This window comes from Streptomyces diacarni, from assembly GCF_003323715.1.
In the GTDB taxonomy this organism is placed as follows: domain Bacteria; phylum Actinomycetota; class Actinomycetes; order Streptomycetales; family Streptomycetaceae; genus Streptomyces; species Streptomyces diacarni.
Window position 1 is genome coordinate 114,822 of the sequence record NZ_QOIN01000070.1, and the last position, 15,846, is coordinate 130,667.

A 15,846-nucleotide genomic window follows, 5' to 3' on the forward strand; every position below is an offset into this window, starting at 1 on the left:
CCCACGCCAACCGCTACAGCGCCACATCCAGCAGCCGCGACGAACGAGCGCGATCGGTGGCCTGACGCAGAGCGCGCAGCACGGCGGGGTGGGGCTCGCAGCGCGTCGCCAACGGCCCTCCGCGAAGAGCGGGATGGCCCCGGAAGCCCGCACGCGCCTTGGCTAATCTGCACGGGTGACCACCGACCTGACCCTGCTGCCGCGCGTCGCCTACCGCGGGCAGGAGATCACCGCACCCCGGCTCCGCGGCCTGCTCGCCCTCCTCGCGGGCGACCTGCGCGCGGGGTGCAGCACCGAGCGGCTGGTGGCCGGGCTGTGGCCCGACGCGCTGCCGGAGCGGCCGGGAAAGGCGGTACAGGTCCTGGTGTCCAGGGCGCGCGCCCAGCTGGGCGCCGACGTCCTCGTCAGCACGCCGACCGGATACCGCCTCGCACTGGCCGAGGACCAGGTCGACAGCTGTGCGCTGTTGTCGCACGCCGCCGCGAGCGCGGAGCGGGCCGGAGCGGGGAACCACGCGGGAGCGCTGGCCGCGGCCGAGGCCGGACTCGCGCTGTGGGAGGGCACCGAGGCCGGCGCGGGGCCCACGGACGACCCGGTGGCCGCGCTGCGCGGCGAGCTGGCCCTGGCGCACGGCGCGCTCCTGCGTGCCAGGGCGCTCGCGCTCGCCGGGCTGGGCCGCCACGTGGAGGCCACCGGGCCGCTGGCCGCGGCCGCCGCGGCGCACCCGCACGACGAGGAGGTGCTCGCCGCGCTGCTGCGCGCCGAGGCTCGGACAGCGGGCCCGTCCGCGGCGCTGACACGGTACGAGGCCTACCGCCGCCGGCTGCGCGAGGGCCTGGGCACGGACCCCGGGGCCGGGCTCAGAGCCGTACAGCAGGAACTCCTGTGCGGCGAGGCGCCCGTGGTCAGGCACGGCGTGCCGCACGAACCCAACCCGCTCCTCGGCCGGGAGGCGGACATCGCGGCGGTGGAAGCGCTTTCGCGCGCCTCCCGTGCCGTCACCGTCGTCGGCCCCGGCGGCCTCGGCAAGACCCGGCTCGCACACGCCGTCAGCCGCCGGGCCGCACAGGCCGTGGTGTACTTCGTGCCGCTCGCCGGCGTGACCGTCGACGAGGACGTGGCCGCGGAGGTGGCCTCCGCGCTGGGCGCGGGAGAGGGGCGGCACGGCGCCATGAGCGGCCACCTGACGGCCGACCCGGTCTCCGGCATCCTCGGCGTACTCGGCCCGGGGCCCGCGCTGCTCGTGCTCGACAACTGCGAACAGGTCGTGCGGGGCGCCGCAGCGCTCGTGCGGGCCCTGGTCTCCTCCTCGGAGGAGCTGCGGGTGCTCGCCACCAGCCGGGCCCCGCTGGACCTCACCTCCGAAGCGGTGTACACCCTGCCGGAGCTCGGCCTGGACACCTGCGTCGAGCTGTTCACGCAGCGGGCCAGGGCCGCGCGGCCCGGCGTGCGGCTGCCGCCGGACACGGTGGCCGGACTCTGCCGCCACCTCGACGGGCTGCCGCTCGCCGTGGAGCTGGCGGCGGCCCGGGTGCGGGTGCTGTCCGTGCCGCAGATCGCCCGCCGCCTCGGCGACCGGTTCGCGCTGCTACGCGGCGGGGCACGGGACGCGCCGGAGCGCCACCGCACGCTGCACGCGGTCGTGGAATGGAGCTGGAACCTGCTCGCGCCCGACGCCCGGGCGGCGCTGCGCACGCTCTCCGTCTTCCCCGGCGGGTTCCTCGGCGAAGCGGCGGAAGCGGTGCTCGGCGAGGACGCGCTTCCCCTGCTGGAGCAGTTGGCCGACCAGTCGCTGCTGACCGTCCTCGACACCCCGGCCGGTGCGCGGTTCGGCATGCTGGAGACGGTACGGGAGTTCAGCGCGGCCCGGCGCGCCGAGGCGGGTGAGGACGAGGAGGCCGTCGACCGGTTCCTCACCTGGGCGCGGGACTTCGGGGTCGCCCACCACGACGTGCTCTTCGGCTCAGGGCCCGTTCCGCTCTCCGGGCCTCCCCTCGGGGCTCCTGCGGGGAGGAGCCCTCATCGTGGGGAGGATCCGATCGCCGCCTGGGAGCGGATCAAGGCCGAGCAGGACAACCTCGCAGCGGCCCTACGACACGCCCTCGCCCGCACGGACGGCCCCGCCCTCGCCGCGCTCACCGCCGTCCTCGCCAGTCTGTGGTCCACCGACACCAACTTCCCCCGTCTCGCCGCGCTCGCCTCGGACACCGGACCGCCGCTGTCGCACTACCGGCCCGCACCCGAGTACGTCGAAGTCGCCCGTGCGGCCGCGGTGTTGTGCACGACGGGCCTGTTCATGGGATACGGGCCGCCACCCGCACGCCAGCTCGTCGCACTGCGGCGGCTGCCCCCGGCGGCGCCCGACACGCTGCTGCGGGCGGCCGGGGCAGTGCTGAGCGCGGTCCCGGAGATGCTCCCTCCCCACTACGAGGTGCTGCGCGAACTGTGCGACAGCGAGCAGCCCTTGATCGCCGGCGTCGCCGAGTGCATCGCCTCCTACGCCTGGGAGTTCGAGCACCAGATCGACCGCGCGCTCGCCTCCGCCCGCCGGATGATCACCACGCTGGCTCCGTACGACAACCCGTCCGTGCTGCTCACCGGGCACGCCAGGCTGAGCGAGCTGTGCCTGCGCACCGGACAGGGCGATGCGGCGTACGCGCACCTCACCGCGGTGCTCGAAGTGCTGCCGCGGCTCAACGACGGGCGCGACTACCTCTTCATCCGCTCGTCCCTCGTCCTGGCCTGCCTCCAGCGCGGCGACCCCGACGAGGCCGAGTACTGGCTGCGCCAGGCGGCCGGCGACGCCCCTGCGCAGCAGGACGCCTTCTACATGCCCGACTTCGGCGGGCGCGCCGAGATCGCGCTGGCCCGCGGGCAGACGGAGGCCGGACTCGGCATGTGGCGGGGCGCGGTGGAACGGCTGTGCGCGGCCGGCCCGACGCAGGGCGGTGACTTCTGGCTCGACCCGTGGGCGTTCCAGGTCCAGTCGGCGGCCGTGGCGGCGCACGCGTACGCCGGCCGCCTCGACCTGGTCGCCGAGCCCGTCGACCGGCTGTGGCGGGGACTGCGGACCCTGCTCTCCCGCCCCTCCGGCTCCCCCATGGAACTCCTCGTGTGGGGGACGGTGCTGCACGTCCTCGGCCTGGCGGAACTCGCCCCCGGCGGCGCGCGGGGAGGCACGGGGGCGGGTGCGGGTGCCCGCGCCGACGCCGACGCCGTACGGATGATCGCGCTGGCCGAACGGGTCGGGGTGGCACGCGAGTTCCAGCCGACGATGTCGGCGGACCGCGCCCGGAAGGCGGCCGAGAACGCCGACAGGGCGGCGTACGCCGACGCGGTGTCGGAGTACGCCGCCCTGGAGCGGGACGCACTGCGGGAGGCGGTCCGCGCTCTCATCCCCGTTCGCGGTTGAACAGCGCCGTCGACCAGAAGTAGCCGAGCACGGCGAGCGCCAGGCACCACGAGGCCGCGAGCCACCCGTCGTCACCGATCCGGGTGCCGAGCAGCAGTCCGCGCAGCGTCTCGATGGCGGGCGTGAAGGGCTGGTACTCGGCGACCGGCCGGAACCAGCCCGGCATCGTCTCAGCCGGGATGAACGCACTCGAGATGAGCGGGAGGAGGATCAGTGGCATGGCCATGTTGCTGGCGGCCTCGGCGTTCGGACTGGCCAGACCCATGCCGACGGCGATCCAGGTGAGCGCCGTGGCGAAGAGCACCACCAGCCCTGCCGCGGCCAGCCACTCCAGAGCCGAGGCGTCCGTGGAACGGAACCCGATGGCCACGGCGATGGCGGCGACGAGGACGACGCTCATGACCGACTGGAGCACACTGCCGACGACGTGCCCGATGAGCACCGAGCCGCGATGGATCGCCAGCGTACGGAAGCGGGCCACGATGCCCTCGGTCATGTCGGTCGCGACGGACACCGCGGCGCCGACGACGGTGCCGCCGATGGTCATCAGCAGGATGCCCGGGACGATGTAGGCGAGGTAAGCGGAGCGGTCCGCTCCCCCTCCACCGATGCCCGCGCTCAGCACGTCGCCGAAGACGTAGACGAACAGCAGGAGCAGCATGATCGGTGTGAGCAGGAGGTTGAGGGTGAGGGAGGGGTAGCGGCGGGCGTGCAGCAGGTTGCGGCGCAGCATCGTGTACGCGTCGCGTGCGGCAAGGGCCAGGGCACTCATCGGGCTGCCTCCGTGGAGCGTGCGGGCTGGACGAGCCGGGTGCTGTCGCCGGTGAGGGCGAAGAAGACGTCGTCGAGGTCGGGGGTGTGCACGGTCAGCTCGTCCGCCTCGATACCGGCCGCCTCCAGCCGCTCCAGCAGGGAGCGCAGGGCGCGCTGGCTGCCGTCACTGGGAATCCGCAGCGACAGGCCCTCGCCGTCGGCAGCGGCCCCGCCCAGGACTGCGGCGGCATCCTGGTAGGCGGCCTGATCGGTGAACCGCAGCCGCACGTGCCCACCCGGGACGAGCCGTTTGAGCTCCTCGGCGCTTCCCTCGGCGGTGATCCGTCCGTCGTCGAGGACCGCGATGCGGTCGGCGAGGTCGTCGGCCTCGTCCAGATACTGGGTGGTGAGGAAGACGGTGACGCCCTCGCCCACCAGATCGCGGATGAGGCCCCACACGGCGTGGCGGGAGCGCGGGTCCAGGCCGGTGGTCGGCTCGTCGAGGAAGATGATCCGGGGCCTGCCGACCAGCGTCATCGCGAGGTCCAGGCGCCGCTTCATGCCCCCCGAGTAGGTGGCCGCGGGCTTCCGTGCGGCCTCGGCCAGAGCGAACCGCTCCAGCAGTTCGGCGGCCACCCGCCGCCCCTCGCGCCGGGGCAGGTGGTGCAGGTCCGCCATGAGCAGCATGTTCTCCTCACCCGTGAGCAACCCGTCCACGGCGGAGAACTGTCCGGTCACCCCGATCGCGGCGCGCACCGCCTGCGCGTCCGCCGCGACATCGTGCCCCGCCACGCTGGCCCGGCCGCCGTCCGCGGCGACGAGCGTGGAGAGGATCTTCACGGCGGTGGTCTTGCCCGCGCCGTTCGGGCCGAGCAGGGAGAAGACCGTGCCCTGCGGCACCCGCAGGTCGATGCCGTCGAGGACCTTCTTCTCGCCGAAGGACTTGCGCAGCCCGCTGGCTGCGATGGCGCATTGACGCGCTGCCGTTGTCATGCGGCACAGCCTGCGACGAGACGGGTTCAGCGCGGTTTCAACCCGGTTTCAGCGCCTTGCGCCCTGCGGCCGCCGGCCGCAGGGCGATCCCTCAGCGGCCCATCTCCTCGCGCAGCGCGGCGACGAAGCCGTCCACGTCCTGCTCGCTGGTGTCGAAGGAGCACATCCAGCGCACGTCGCCGGCCGGCTCGTCCCAGAAGTAGAAGCGGTACCGCTTCTGGAGGCGTTCGCTGACGTCGTGCGGAAGGCGGGCGAAGACGGCGTTGGCCTGCACGGGGTAGAGGATCTCCACACCCGCCACGCCCCTGACGCCCTCGGCCAGCCGCTGCGCCATCGCATTGGAGTGGCGCGCGTTGCGCAGCCACAGGTCACCCGCCAGCAGCGCCTCCAGCTGCACCGAGATGAAGCGCATCTTGGAGGCGAGCTGCATCGACAGCTTGCGCAGGTGCTTCATGTGGCGCACCGCGTCGGGGTTGAGGACGACGACGGCCTCGCCGAAGAGCATGCCGTTCTTGGTGCCCCCGCAGGAGAGGATGTCGACCCCTGCCGCGTTGGTGAAGGCGCGCATGGGCACGTCCAGCGCGGCCGCCGCGTTGGCGATGCGGGCGCCGTCCAGGTGGACGAGCATGCCGCGCTCGTGCGCGTGGTCGCACAGCGCGCGTATCTCCTCCACCGTGTAGAGCGTGCCCAGCTCGGTGTTCTGGGCGAGCGAGACGACCTGCGGCATGGCCCGGTGCTCGTCGTCCCAGCCGAACGCCTCCCGGTCGATCAGCTCGGGGGTGAGCTTGCCGTCCGGGGTGGGGACGGTCAGCAGCTTCAACCCGCCGACCCGCTCGGGGGCGCCGCACTCGTCGACGTGGATGTGTGCGGTGTCGGCACAGATCACCGCGCCCCAGCGGTCGGTCAGCGCCTGGAGCGCGACGACGTTGGCTCCGGTCCCGTTGAAGACCGGGAACGCCTCGGCGCGGCGCCCGAAGTGGCTGCGGACGACGTCCTGCAGGTGCGCGGTGTAGTCGTCCGCTCCGTAGGCCGACTGGTGGCCGCCGTTGGCGAGCGCCAGTGCCGCCAGGATCTCCGGGTGCACGCCCGCGTAGTTGTCGCTGGCGAAACCACGGACCTGAGGGTCATGGCGGCGTCTGGCGTCGGTGGCCGGCTGCGCCGGGGACCGGTCGGGACGGTTCAGGTGTGGGGCGTCAGCCACAGGCGGGTTCCGTTCAGCTCTTCGGCGGGCTTGGTCCAGGTGTCGGCGACGGCCTTGGCGAGGTCGCCCACGTCCGTGAAACCCGCGAACTTCGCGTTCGGCCGGTCGGCCCGCATCTGGTCGTTCACCAGCGCCTTCACCACCAGGATGGCAGCGGCCGCCGGCGGCGGGCTCTCGCCCCCCGCCTTCCGGAAGGCGTCACCGAGCGCGAGCGTCCACGCCTCGGCTGCCGCCTTGGACGCGGCGTAGGCGGCGTTGCCCGCCGTGGGCTTGCCCGCACCGAGCGCGCTGACCAGCAGGAACCGGCCGTCGCCCGCACGCTTGAGCGGGGCCTCGAAGGCGAGCGAGGTGTGCTGGAGGGTGCGGATGAGGAGGCTGTGCAGGGTGTCCCAGTCGGCCAGGTCCGTCTCCGCGAACGAGGACGAGCCGCGCCAGCCGCCCACCAGGTGCACGAGACCGTCGACGCGGCCGTACTCCTTCTCCGTCTTCGCGGCCCAGGCGCGGGTCTCCGCGAGGTCGAGCAGGTCCACGGTGTCCCCCGTGACCGTCGCTCCCCCGTGGGCGAACCTGGCGGCGTCCACGGCCTGCGCCAGACGTCCGGCGTCCGCGTCGCAGCCCACGACCGTCGCGCCCTCTTCCGCGAGCCGCAACAGCGTGGCCTGTCCCGCGGGCCCCGCCGCTCCGGCGACCGCGATCACCCGGCCCTGGAGCCCGCCCTCTCCGTTGCCCTCGTAGCCGCGCCGTGTCGTCTCGTCCGTCATCTCCGTCGCCTCCTCGCGTTCCCGACCTGCCGCCGCACCGCCCGGTCCACCGCTCACGCCGCGGTGGCCGGAATCCGACTGCCGGCGGTGATGCCCTGAGTCGATGCGATCACACTCCGCAGCTTCTTCGCGAGAGCCTCGTAGAACATGCTGAGCGGAAACTCGTCGGGCAGCACCTCGTCCACCAGCTTGCGCGGGGGCAGGCTCAGGTCGAGGGCGTCGGGCCCCTTGGCCCAGGTGGACCCCGGGTGCGGGGCGAGGTAGCGGGAGACCAGTTCGTACGCCTTGAACCAGTGCACCAGCTTGGGGCGGTCGATCCCGGCGCGGTAGAGCGTCTCGATCTCCTCGCGGAGGGCGACGGTGACCCGGCGGGCGCGGTCCCAGTCGATGGCGAGCTTGTTGTCCGTCCAGCGCAGCGCGTCGTGCTGGTGGAGGTAGGCGAAGAGCAGCTGGCCGCCGAGCCCGTCGTAGTTGCGCTTGCGCTCACCGGTGACGGGGAAGCGGAAGAGCCGCTCCAAGAGCATGGCGTACTGCACGTCGCGGCCCTGCTGCAGGCCGTCGGCCTCCAGTTTCACGCCCTCGTGGAAGGCGGTCAGGTCGCAGCGCAGCTCTTCGAGGCCGTACATCCAAAACGGCTGCCGCTGCTTGATCATGAAGGGGTCGAACGGGAGGTCGCCGTGGCTGTGGGTGCGGTCGTGGACCATGTCCCACAGCACGAACGTCTGCTGGCAGCGCTCCTGGTCGGCGAGGAGTTCGCGGGCCTCCTCGGGGAGTTCGAGGCTGGTGACGTCGCAGGCGGCCTGGACGACGCGGCGGAAGCGCGCGGCCTCGCGGTCGCAGAAGATGCCGCCCCAGCTGAAGCGCTCCGGGGCCTCGCGCACGGCGATGGTCTCGGGGAAGAGCACCGCGGAGTGGGTGTCGTAGCCGGAGGTGAAGTCCTCGAAGGTGATGCCGCAGAAGAGGGGGTTGTCGTAGCGGGTGCGCTCCAGCTCGGCCAGCCAGTCGGGCCACACCATGCGCAGGACGACCGCCTCCAGGTTGCGGTCCGGGTTGCCGTTCTGCGTGTACATCGGGAAGACGACCAGGTGCTGGAGGCCGTCGGCGCGGCCCTGCGCGGGCTGGAAGGCGAGCAGCGAGTCGAGGAAGTCGGGCACCCCGAAACCGCCGTCGGCCCAGCGGCGCAGGTCGGTGACCAGGGCACGGTGGTAGTCGGCGTCGTGCGGCAGTAGCGGCGAGAGTTCCTCGACGGCGCTCACGACGCGCTCCAGCTCCTCGCGCACCGCCTCGGGCGCCGGGGCGTCCTCGGCGTCGAAGTCGATCGAGCCGTCCTTGGACTGTGCGGGTCGTACCGCCTCGACGGCCGCCTTCAGCACGGCCCAGGCGGGGTGCGCGGCCACACTCTCGGCAACGGCGCTTCCGGACGGCGAAACGTCGCCGCCGGACAGCCCGGGCGAAAGGATTTCCGTCATGTTGACCCCTCCACAGGAGAAACTGGCGTAAGGAAACCGTATACGCGGCGCCTTCCCTCCTCAAGGGGAGGGTGCAGAAGATTATCCCGCGCCACCCGGGGTAGCACCGTCATTCTTCCGGCCAATGACGGCGCGAGCGATCACCTTTCCCAGCAGCCGGTGGCCGCGTCAGGCGCCTCCGGCGGGGCACCGGCAGAGCCTCGGAGGCCTGGGAGCCGGGGTACCCCCGACGGCCTCCGGCAGTAGAGCGGCCGCCCCCGGGGAAGCCGCGGGCAGGGCCGGTCACCCGGACGTTGGGTGCGAGGCCACCCGGCGGCGGGGCGACCGCTACTCTGGCCGCGCCACCGCCTTGACACCGCACGAAAGCGAGACCGCACCGTGCCACTGCTCACCGTCGGACACCGCGGAGTGATGGGCGTCGAGCCCGAGAACACGCTGCGCTCCTTCGTCCGCGCCGAACGCGAGGGACTCGACGTCATCGAGCTGGATCTGCACCTGAGCAAGGACGGCGCGCTGGTGGTGATGCACGACGCCGACGTGGCCCGTACGACGGACGGCGCGGGACCCATCGGTGAGCTCACCCTCGCCCAGCTGCGCGCGCTGGACGCGGGGCACGGCGAGCGGGTGCCGGTCTTCGAGGAGGTCGTGGACGCGGTCCGCAGCCCGCTCCAGGCCGAGATCAAGGACCGTGCCGCGGCACGCGTGCTGGCCGACACCATCAAGCGGCGCGAGCTGCACGACCGCGTGACGGTGATCTCCTTCCACGCCGAAGCGCTCCGCGAGACCCGCGAACACCTGCCCGACATCCCGCTCGTACTGGTGGCGGGCCGCTCCTCCCCCACCGCGCCCGAGCGCGCCAGGGAGCTGGGCGCCGGAATGATCTCGCTAGAGCTGCGGCACGTCGACGCGGACATCGTCGGCCGCGCCCATGCCGCCGGGATCAAGGTCATCAGCTGGACCGTCAACACCGACGAGGACCTGGCGCGCGTCCGCGAGCTGGGCCTGGACGGCGTCGTCACGGACATGCCCGGCATCCGGGCCGCGGCCGGCGCACCGGCCTGAGACGGGAGGGCGGGCGGCAGGCCCTCCCCGTGGCTCACCTCAGCGGTTTGACCAGGTACTCGAAGGCGAGGTCGGGCCGCTGCGGGATGCCGAAGCGCTCGTCGCCGTAGGGGAAGGGGATGCACTCGCCTGTGCGCGTGTAGCCGCGCCGCTCGTACCAGGCGATCAAATTCTCCCGCTGCCTGATGACCTGCATCCGCATCCGGGTGGCTCCCCACAGGACGCGCGCCGTCCGCTCGGCCTCCGCGAGCACGGCCCGGCCGACACCGCCGCCCTGCAGGTTCGGGCTGACCGCGAACATGCCGAAGTACGCCTCTTCGCCCCGGTGTTCGAGCTGGCAGCAGGCGACGACGTCGTCCTCGCGCTCGACGACCAGCATGAGGCTCCTCGGGTCGCGGACGACGGCGCCGACACCCTCGGGGTCGGTGCGCCGGCCCTCCAGCAGATCGGCCTCGGTGGTCCAGCCCGCGCGGCTGGCGTCTCCGCGGTAGGCGGACTCCACGAGCGCGGTGAGCACCCGGATGTCGGCCTGGACGGCGTGGCGGAAGGTCAGGGGCAGCTCGCCCCGCTGCGCGGTGTCGCTCATGCCGACCGACCTTATCGGGCATACCGCGTGGAGCGCGGCGCGCCCCGGGTCGGCCCGGACGCCCGGCACACACATCCGGCACGGACATGCGGGCCGGACGTCCGGCACGGACATGCGGCACAGACGCGGCGCGGGCGTGCGGCACAGACCCACCGCTGGCGTGCGGCACGGACGTGTGGCGCCGGACGGCACCGGGCGCGTCACCACTACAGTGCCGAGGCATGGTGCATGTACTGAGCAGCCGCGTCCTGCTGCGGCCCACGGAGCCCGACAGGTCGCGGGCCTTCTACGGCGAGACGCTGGGCCTGGAGATCTCCCGCGAGTTCGGCACGGGCCCCGAACGGGGCACCGTCTACTTCCTGGGCGGCGGTTTCCTGGAGGTCTCCGGGCGCAGTGCGGGGCCCGCCGGCGAGACGCTCCAGCTCTGGCTCCAGGTCGCCGACGTCGCGAGCGCGCACGAGGAGCTCACCCGGGCCGGGGCCGAGGTGCTGCGACCCCCGCTGCGAGAGCCCTGGGGGCTGATCGAGATGTGGATCGCCGATCCCGACGGGCACCGCATCGTGCTGGTCCAGGTCCCCGAGGACCATCCGCTGCGCTACCGGCCGGGCAGCTGAGCGATCCCGCCCTCGGGTCCCCAGCCGCACGGGGTCGGGCCGCCGCACGCCCGGGCCGCCCGCCTCGCCCTCCCCCGGGACGGATCCACCGGGCGCCGGGCGACGCGGCCCCGGCGCCCGGTGCGGCCCGGCCCTCAGCGGATCGGCATGCCCGAGAGGGTACGGGCGATGACCAGGCGCTGGATCTCGCTCGTGCCCTCGAAGATGGAGTAGATCGCGGCGTCGCGGTGCATCCGCTCCACCGGGTACTCGCGCGTGTAGCCGTTGCCGCCGAGGATCTGGATGGCCTGTGCCGTGACCTTCTTGGCCGTCTCGCTGGCGAACAGCTTGGACATGGAGCCCTCGGCGGACTCGAACTTGCGCCCGCTCACGCCCATCCAGGAGGCGCGCCACACCAGCAGGCGGGCGGCGTCGACGCTGGTGCGCATGTCGGCGAGCTGGAAGGCGACGCCCTGGTTGTCGATGATCGGGCGGCCGAACTGCTCCCGCGTCTTCGCGTAGTCGAGCGCGACCTCGTACGCGGCGCGCGCGGTGCCGACGGCCATCGCGCCGACGGCCGGGCGGGAGGCCTCGAAGGTCGCCATGGCGGCGTTCTTCACCCTCTCGCCCCCCTTCTTGGCGCGCTCCTTGGCACGGGCGAGGCGCTCGTCCAGCTTCTCCTTGCCGCCGAGCAGGCAGTGCCCGGGCACCCGCACGTCGTCCAGGACGACCTCGGCGGTGTGCGAGGCACGGATGCCGTGCTTGAGGAACTTCTGCCCCTGGGAGAGGCCGGGTGTGCCGGACGGGACGATGAAGGAGGCGTGGCCCTTGGAGCCGAGTTCGGCGTCGACGCTGGCCACGACCACGTGCACGTTGGCGATGCCGCCGTTGGTGGCCCAGGTCTTGGTGCCGTTGAGCACCCACTCGTCCTTGGCCTCGTCGTAGACGGCGCGGGTGCGCAGGGAGGCGACGTCGGATCCCGCGTCCGGTTCCGAGGAGCAGAAGGCGGCGACCTTCACGTCACCGGCGTCGCCGTACATCTGGGGCACCCAGGTACCGATCTGCTCCTCGGTGCCGTTGGCCAGGACGCCGACCGCGGCCAGGCCCGTGCCGACGATCGAGAGGGCGATACCCGCGTCGCCCCAGAACAGCTCCTCCATCGTCATGGGGATGCCGAGCCCTGTCGGGTCGAAGAACTGCTGGGCGTAGAAGTCGAGTGAGTAGAGGCCTATCTTGGCGGCCTCCTGGATGATCGGCCAGGGGGTCTCCTCGCGCTCGTCCCATTCTGCCGCCGCGGGGCGCATCACGTCGGCGGCGAACCCGTGGAGCCAGTCGCGGACTTCCTTCTGGTCGTCGTTGAGGTCCAGTGCGAACTCGGTTTCGGCCATCGTCGGTCCTCCGCCAGTCTCATTCAGTCGTTACCATCGGTAATCCGCAGTCTGTTACCCGCCAGTAGCCGATGTCAACTCCCGCTCACCGCCCCACCGCGCACCGCATCCGCGCACGTGAGCGCCGTCGGAGGGTGTTACGTTGCGACGCTGGAGCACGCACGAGGGGGCGGGGAGACGCGCATGGAGACCACACGCCAGGACGACCGGGTCAACTCGACCGAACAACGGCGCAGGGAACTGCTCGAGGCCGCCGACCGGGTCGTACTGCGGGAGGGCCCGGGCGCCTCCATGAACGCCATCGCCGCCGAGGCCGGCATCACCAAGCCCATCCTCTACCGGCACTTCGGCGACAAGGGCGGCCTCTACCGCGCCCTCGCCGTCCGGCACACCGACGCCCTGCTGGCCTCACTGCGCGCCGCCCTGGACGCGCCCAGCGAACGGCGCGAGCGCGTCGAGGCCACACTGGAGACGTACCTGGCCGCCATCGAGGCCCATCCGCAGGTCTACCGCTTCCTGATGCATCCGGCGGAGGACTCCTCCAGCAGTGAACGGGGCTTCGACGTGGGACAGCACTCGGCCCCCCTGCTGCGCCGGCTGGGCGAGGAGCTGGCCACGGTCATCGCCGAGCGGCTCGATCTGGGGCCCGAGAGCGAAGAGCTGGCCCGGGTGTGGGGGCACGGCATCGTCGGCATGATGCACGCGGCCGGCGACTGGTGGCTGCGCGAGAAGCCCTGCGCGCGCGACCAGTTGGTGCGCCACCTGGCCGACCTGCTGTGGGGCAGGCTGGCCGCGGCGGGCGACCGCGTGGGCGGCCCGGGCTTCTGATCCCGAACCGGCGCCGCTACCCGTCCTCGGGCAGCGGAGCGGACTCGGGCAGCGGAGCGGACCACTCCGCCCTGCGGACGGCGCGCAGGGTGCGCCATCGCGCCAGCCGGCCGAGCCTGTCGGTGTAGAGGCCACCGGAGAGGTGGTCGTGCTCGTGCTGGAGGCACCGCGCGAAGAAGCCGGTGCCCTCGATCCGCACCGGATCCCCCGCCACGTCCTCCCCCTCGACGACCGCGACGTCGAAGCGCGGCGTCGGGGCCTCGAGCCCGGGCAGCGACAGACAGCCCTCGGGCCCCCGCACGGTCGGCCCCTCCGTGTGCACCAGCCGCGGATTGACCACATGGCCCCGGTGGCGGCGGTCCTCGTCGTCCGGGCAGTCGAAGACGAACACCCGCAGCGGTACGCCGACCTGGCAGGCCGCCAGGCCGACACCGCGGGCCGCGTACATCGAGGCGAACAGGTCGTCCACCAGCTCGCCCAGCGGCGGCCCGTCCGCCTCCGTGACGGGGCGGCTGGGGGCGTGCAGCACCGGATCGCCGTACGTCCGCACCGGGCGTACGGCGCCGTCGGAGCCCGGGATACGGCCGCGTCGCATGGCCAGCCACCCTACGCCGGGCGCCAGACCGGTGATCTGCGCAGGGTGGCGCGGTCCTGACCCGGCCGGTGTCTCGGTAGGCTTCTCCTCTACGCGAGGGGCAAGGAGGTTCAAGGACGATGTCAGGCAATGCGGAGCCACTGTCGCCGCGGTCCAAGCTGGCCGTGACGGCGGGCAAGGCGGCCGCGGCGGTGTCGCGGGCCGCGGGCCGCGGCAGCGGGTCGGTGATCGGCGGCAAGGTCGCACTGAGGCTCGACCCGGACCTGCTGCAGCGGCTGGCCCAGCACCTGGACGTGGTGCTGGTGTCCGCCACCAACGGCAAGACGACGACCACCCGGCTGATCGCCGAGGCGCTGCGCGCCAACGGCGAGGTGGTCTCCAACGCGCTGGGCGCCAACATGCCTGCCGGCATCACCTCGGCACTGGCCGGCGGATCCAGCGCCCGGTACGGCGTGATCGAGGTGGACGAGAAGTACCTCTCCGGTGTGGCCCGGGACGTGACGCCCAAGGCCATAGCGCTGCTGAACCTCTCGCGTGACCAGCTCGACCGCGCGGCCGAGACCCGGATGCTGGCCGAGCGGTGGCGCGAGGGCCTCTCGGGCCAGAAGGCCGTCATCATCGCCAACGCCGACGACCCGCTCGTGGTCTGGGCCGCCTCCTCCTCCCCCAACGTGGTGTGGGTGGCCGCGGGCCAGGAGTGGAAGGACGACGCCTGGTCCTGCCCCGCCTGCGGTGGCGTGATGCAGCGCCCCGGCGACGACTGGTTCTGCGCCGAGTGCGGCTTCCGCCGCCCGACGCCGACCTGGGCGCTCTCCGGTGACCACGTGCTCGACCCGCACGGCTCCGCCTGGCCGATCCACCTCCAGCTGCCCGGCCGTGCCAACAAGGCCAACGCGGCCACCTCGGCCGCCGTCGCCGCCGCCTTCGGAGTGCCTCCGCAGACGGCGCTGGAGCGGATGTACGCGGTCAAGGCCGTCGCCGGCCGGTACGACGTGGTGCAGTACCAGGACCGCGACATCCGGCTGCTCCTGGCCAAGAACCCCGCCGGGTGGCTGGAGACCTTCTCCCTGATCGACCCGCCGCCCGCCCCGGTGATCCTCGCGGTGAACGCCCGCAGCGCGGACGGCACCGACACCTCCTGGCTGTGGGACGTCGACTACGGGCGCCTCGCCGGGCACCCGATCTGCGTGATCGGCGACCGCAAGCTGGACCTCGCGGTGCGGCTGGAGGTCGCGGGCGTGCACTTCCAGGTGTGCGAGGACGCCGCGGACGCGGTGCGCAGGTGCCCGCCGGGACGGATCGAGGCCATCGCGAACTACACCGCGTTCCAGGACCTGCGCCGCGCCGTCGGCAACTGATCACCCGTATCTTGGGAGTCCGGACGGCCCGCACGCCGACCCTCGGCCGTCCGGCCCCTTCGACCCCGCGCAAGGAGAACTGGCGGCATGAGTGACACGAGTCTGCGTCTGGTGTGGGTCTACCCCGACCTGCTGAGCACGTACGGCGACCAGGGCAACGCGCTCGTGGTGGAGCGTCGGGCGCGGCAGCGGGGGCTGGATGTCCAGCGGCTGGACGTCCGCTCCGACCAGCCGATCCCCACCTCCGGGGACATCTATCTGATCGGCGGCGGCGAGGACAGGCCGCAGCGGCTGGCCGCCGAGCGGCTGCTGCGCGACGGCGGGCTGAACCGGGCGGTGGACAACGGCGCCATCGTCTTCGCCGTGTGCGCCGGCTACCAGATCATGGGCCACGAGTTCGTCAACGACCTCGGTGAGCGGTCGGCCGGACTCGGGCTGCTGGATGTGACCAGCAGCCGCGGCGAGGCCGCACGCTGTGTCGGCGACGTCCTCGGGGACTCCGACGAGTACCTGGGCCTCCCCCAGCTGACCGGCTTCGAGAACCACCAGGGCGTCACCCACCTCGGCCCCGGGGTGCGCCCGCTGGCCCGGGTGCGGCTCGGCAACGGCAACGGGACGGGCGACGGCACCGAGGGCGCCTGGCGTGACACGGTCTTCGGCACGTACCTGCACGGTCCCGTGCTGGCCCGCAATCCGCTGATCGCCGACATGCTGATCAAGCTGTCGCTGGACGTGAACGCGCTCACGCCGGTCGACGACACCTGGTACGACGCGCTGCGCCAGGAGCGGATCGCCGCGGCGACCCAGCCGGCCTGAGCCGACCGGTCGGCCCAAGCGACCCGTTCGC

14 protein-coding genes are annotated in these 15,846 nt (G+C 72.9%); 6 read left to right on the plus strand and 8 right to left on the minus strand.

All coding sequences use genetic code 11. From position 1 onward, the window contains the following. The first annotated feature begins 175 nt into the window (after positions 1-175). Positions 176-3,412 (plus strand): ATP-binding protein, encoded by a 3,237-nt coding sequence (locus DTL70_RS31615; protein WP_114025455.1) that lies wholly within the window; start codon positions 176-178, stop codon positions 3,410-3,412. On the opposite strand, the gene DTL70_RS31620 is transcribed toward DTL70_RS31615, so the two are convergent. From DTL70_RS31620 to DTL70_RS31640, 5 genes are all read right to left on the minus strand, one after another. Then, on the minus strand, positions 3,393-4,184 hold the full coding sequence (locus DTL70_RS31620; protein ID WP_114025456.1) for an ABC transporter permease: 792 nt from the start codon (positions 4,182-4,184) through the stop codon (positions 3,393-3,395). The two genes, DTL70_RS31615 and DTL70_RS31620, sit on opposite strands and share 20 nt — an antisense overlap. Continuing rightward, entirely contained in the window at positions 4,181-5,158 is a 978-nt protein-coding gene (locus tag DTL70_RS31625) for an ATP-binding cassette domain-containing protein (RefSeq protein WP_114025457.1), read from the minus strand. Before DTL70_RS31625 ends, DTL70_RS31620 begins: the two co-directional genes overlap by 4 nt. Before the next feature lie 91 nt (positions 5,159-5,249). Next, the gene (locus DTL70_RS31630; RefSeq protein ID WP_181861154.1) at positions 5,250-6,359 is read right to left on the minus strand and encodes a threonine aldolase family protein; all 1,110 of its coding nucleotides are present in this window, start codon (positions 6,357-6,359) and stop codon (positions 5,250-5,252) included. Continuing rightward, positions 6,338-7,120 carry an SDR family NAD(P)-dependent oxidoreductase gene (locus DTL70_RS31635; protein ID WP_114025458.1) on the minus strand — a complete coding sequence of 261 codons (783 nt, stop codon included), beginning with the start codon at positions 7,118-7,120 and terminating at the stop codon, positions 6,338-6,340. Before DTL70_RS31635 ends, DTL70_RS31630 begins: the two co-directional genes overlap by 22 nt. Positions 7,121-7,173: 53 nt before the next feature. After that, complete coding sequence (locus DTL70_RS31640; protein WP_114025459.1) at positions 7,174-8,589, minus strand: DUF6421 family protein; 1,416 nt, start codon at positions 8,587-8,589, stop codon at positions 7,174-7,176. Between the two features lie 378 nt (positions 8,590-8,967). Here DTL70_RS31640 and DTL70_RS31645 point away from each other — a divergent pair, with 378 nt between their 5' ends. After that, the gene (locus tag DTL70_RS31645) at positions 8,968-9,651 is read left to right on the plus strand and encodes a glycerophosphodiester phosphodiesterase (RefSeq protein ID WP_114025460.1); all 684 of its coding nucleotides are present in this window, start codon (positions 8,968-8,970) and stop codon (positions 9,649-9,651) included. Between the two features lie 34 nt (positions 9,652-9,685). On the opposite strand, the gene DTL70_RS31650 is transcribed toward DTL70_RS31645, so the two are convergent. Then, positions 9,686-10,237, minus strand: coding sequence for a GNAT family N-acetyltransferase (locus DTL70_RS31650; protein ID WP_114025461.1), 552 nt, complete (start codon positions 10,235-10,237; stop codon positions 9,686-9,688). Between the two features lie 221 nt (positions 10,238-10,458). Here DTL70_RS31650 and DTL70_RS31655 point away from each other — a divergent pair, with 221 nt between their 5' ends. Further along, positions 10,459-10,851, plus strand: a complete 393-nt coding sequence (locus DTL70_RS31655) for a VOC family protein (RefSeq protein WP_114025462.1) — start codon at positions 10,459-10,461, stop codon at positions 10,849-10,851. A 134-nt stretch (positions 10,852-10,985) separates the two neighbouring features. Here DTL70_RS31655 and DTL70_RS31660 read toward each other — a convergent pair whose 3' ends face one another. Continuing rightward, complete coding sequence (locus DTL70_RS31660; RefSeq protein WP_114025463.1) at positions 10,986-12,218, minus strand: acyl-CoA dehydrogenase family protein; 1,233 nt, start codon at positions 12,216-12,218, stop codon at positions 10,986-10,988. Positions 12,219-12,401: 183 nt separating this feature from the next. Here DTL70_RS31660 and DTL70_RS31665 point away from each other — a divergent pair, with 183 nt between their 5' ends. Continuing rightward, a complete protein-coding gene (locus DTL70_RS31665) occupies positions 12,402-13,046 on the plus strand; it encodes a TetR/AcrR family transcriptional regulator (protein ID WP_114025464.1) in 645 nt (214 codons plus the stop codon). A 16-nt stretch (positions 13,047-13,062) separates the two neighbouring features. On the opposite strand, the gene def is transcribed toward DTL70_RS31665, so the two are convergent. After that, entirely contained in the window at positions 13,063-13,641 is a 579-nt protein-coding gene (gene def, locus DTL70_RS31670; RefSeq protein ID WP_114025465.1) for a peptide deformylase, read from the minus strand. A 119-nt stretch (positions 13,642-13,760) separates the two neighbouring features. On the opposite strand from def, the gene DTL70_RS31675 reads away from it, so the two are divergent. Both DTL70_RS31675 and DTL70_RS31680 read left to right on the plus strand, forming a co-directional pair. Beyond that, positions 13,761-14,999, plus strand: coding sequence for a MurT ligase domain-containing protein (locus DTL70_RS31675; protein ID WP_114025466.1), 1,239 nt, complete (start codon positions 13,761-13,763; stop codon positions 14,997-14,999). A gap of 87 nt (positions 15,000-15,086) precedes the next feature. Then, the gene (locus tag DTL70_RS31680; protein ID WP_114025467.1) at positions 15,087-15,815 is read left to right on the plus strand and encodes a type 1 glutamine amidotransferase; all 729 of its coding nucleotides are present in this window, start codon (positions 15,087-15,089) and stop codon (positions 15,813-15,815) included. Positions 15,816-15,846 lie beyond the last annotated feature (31 nt).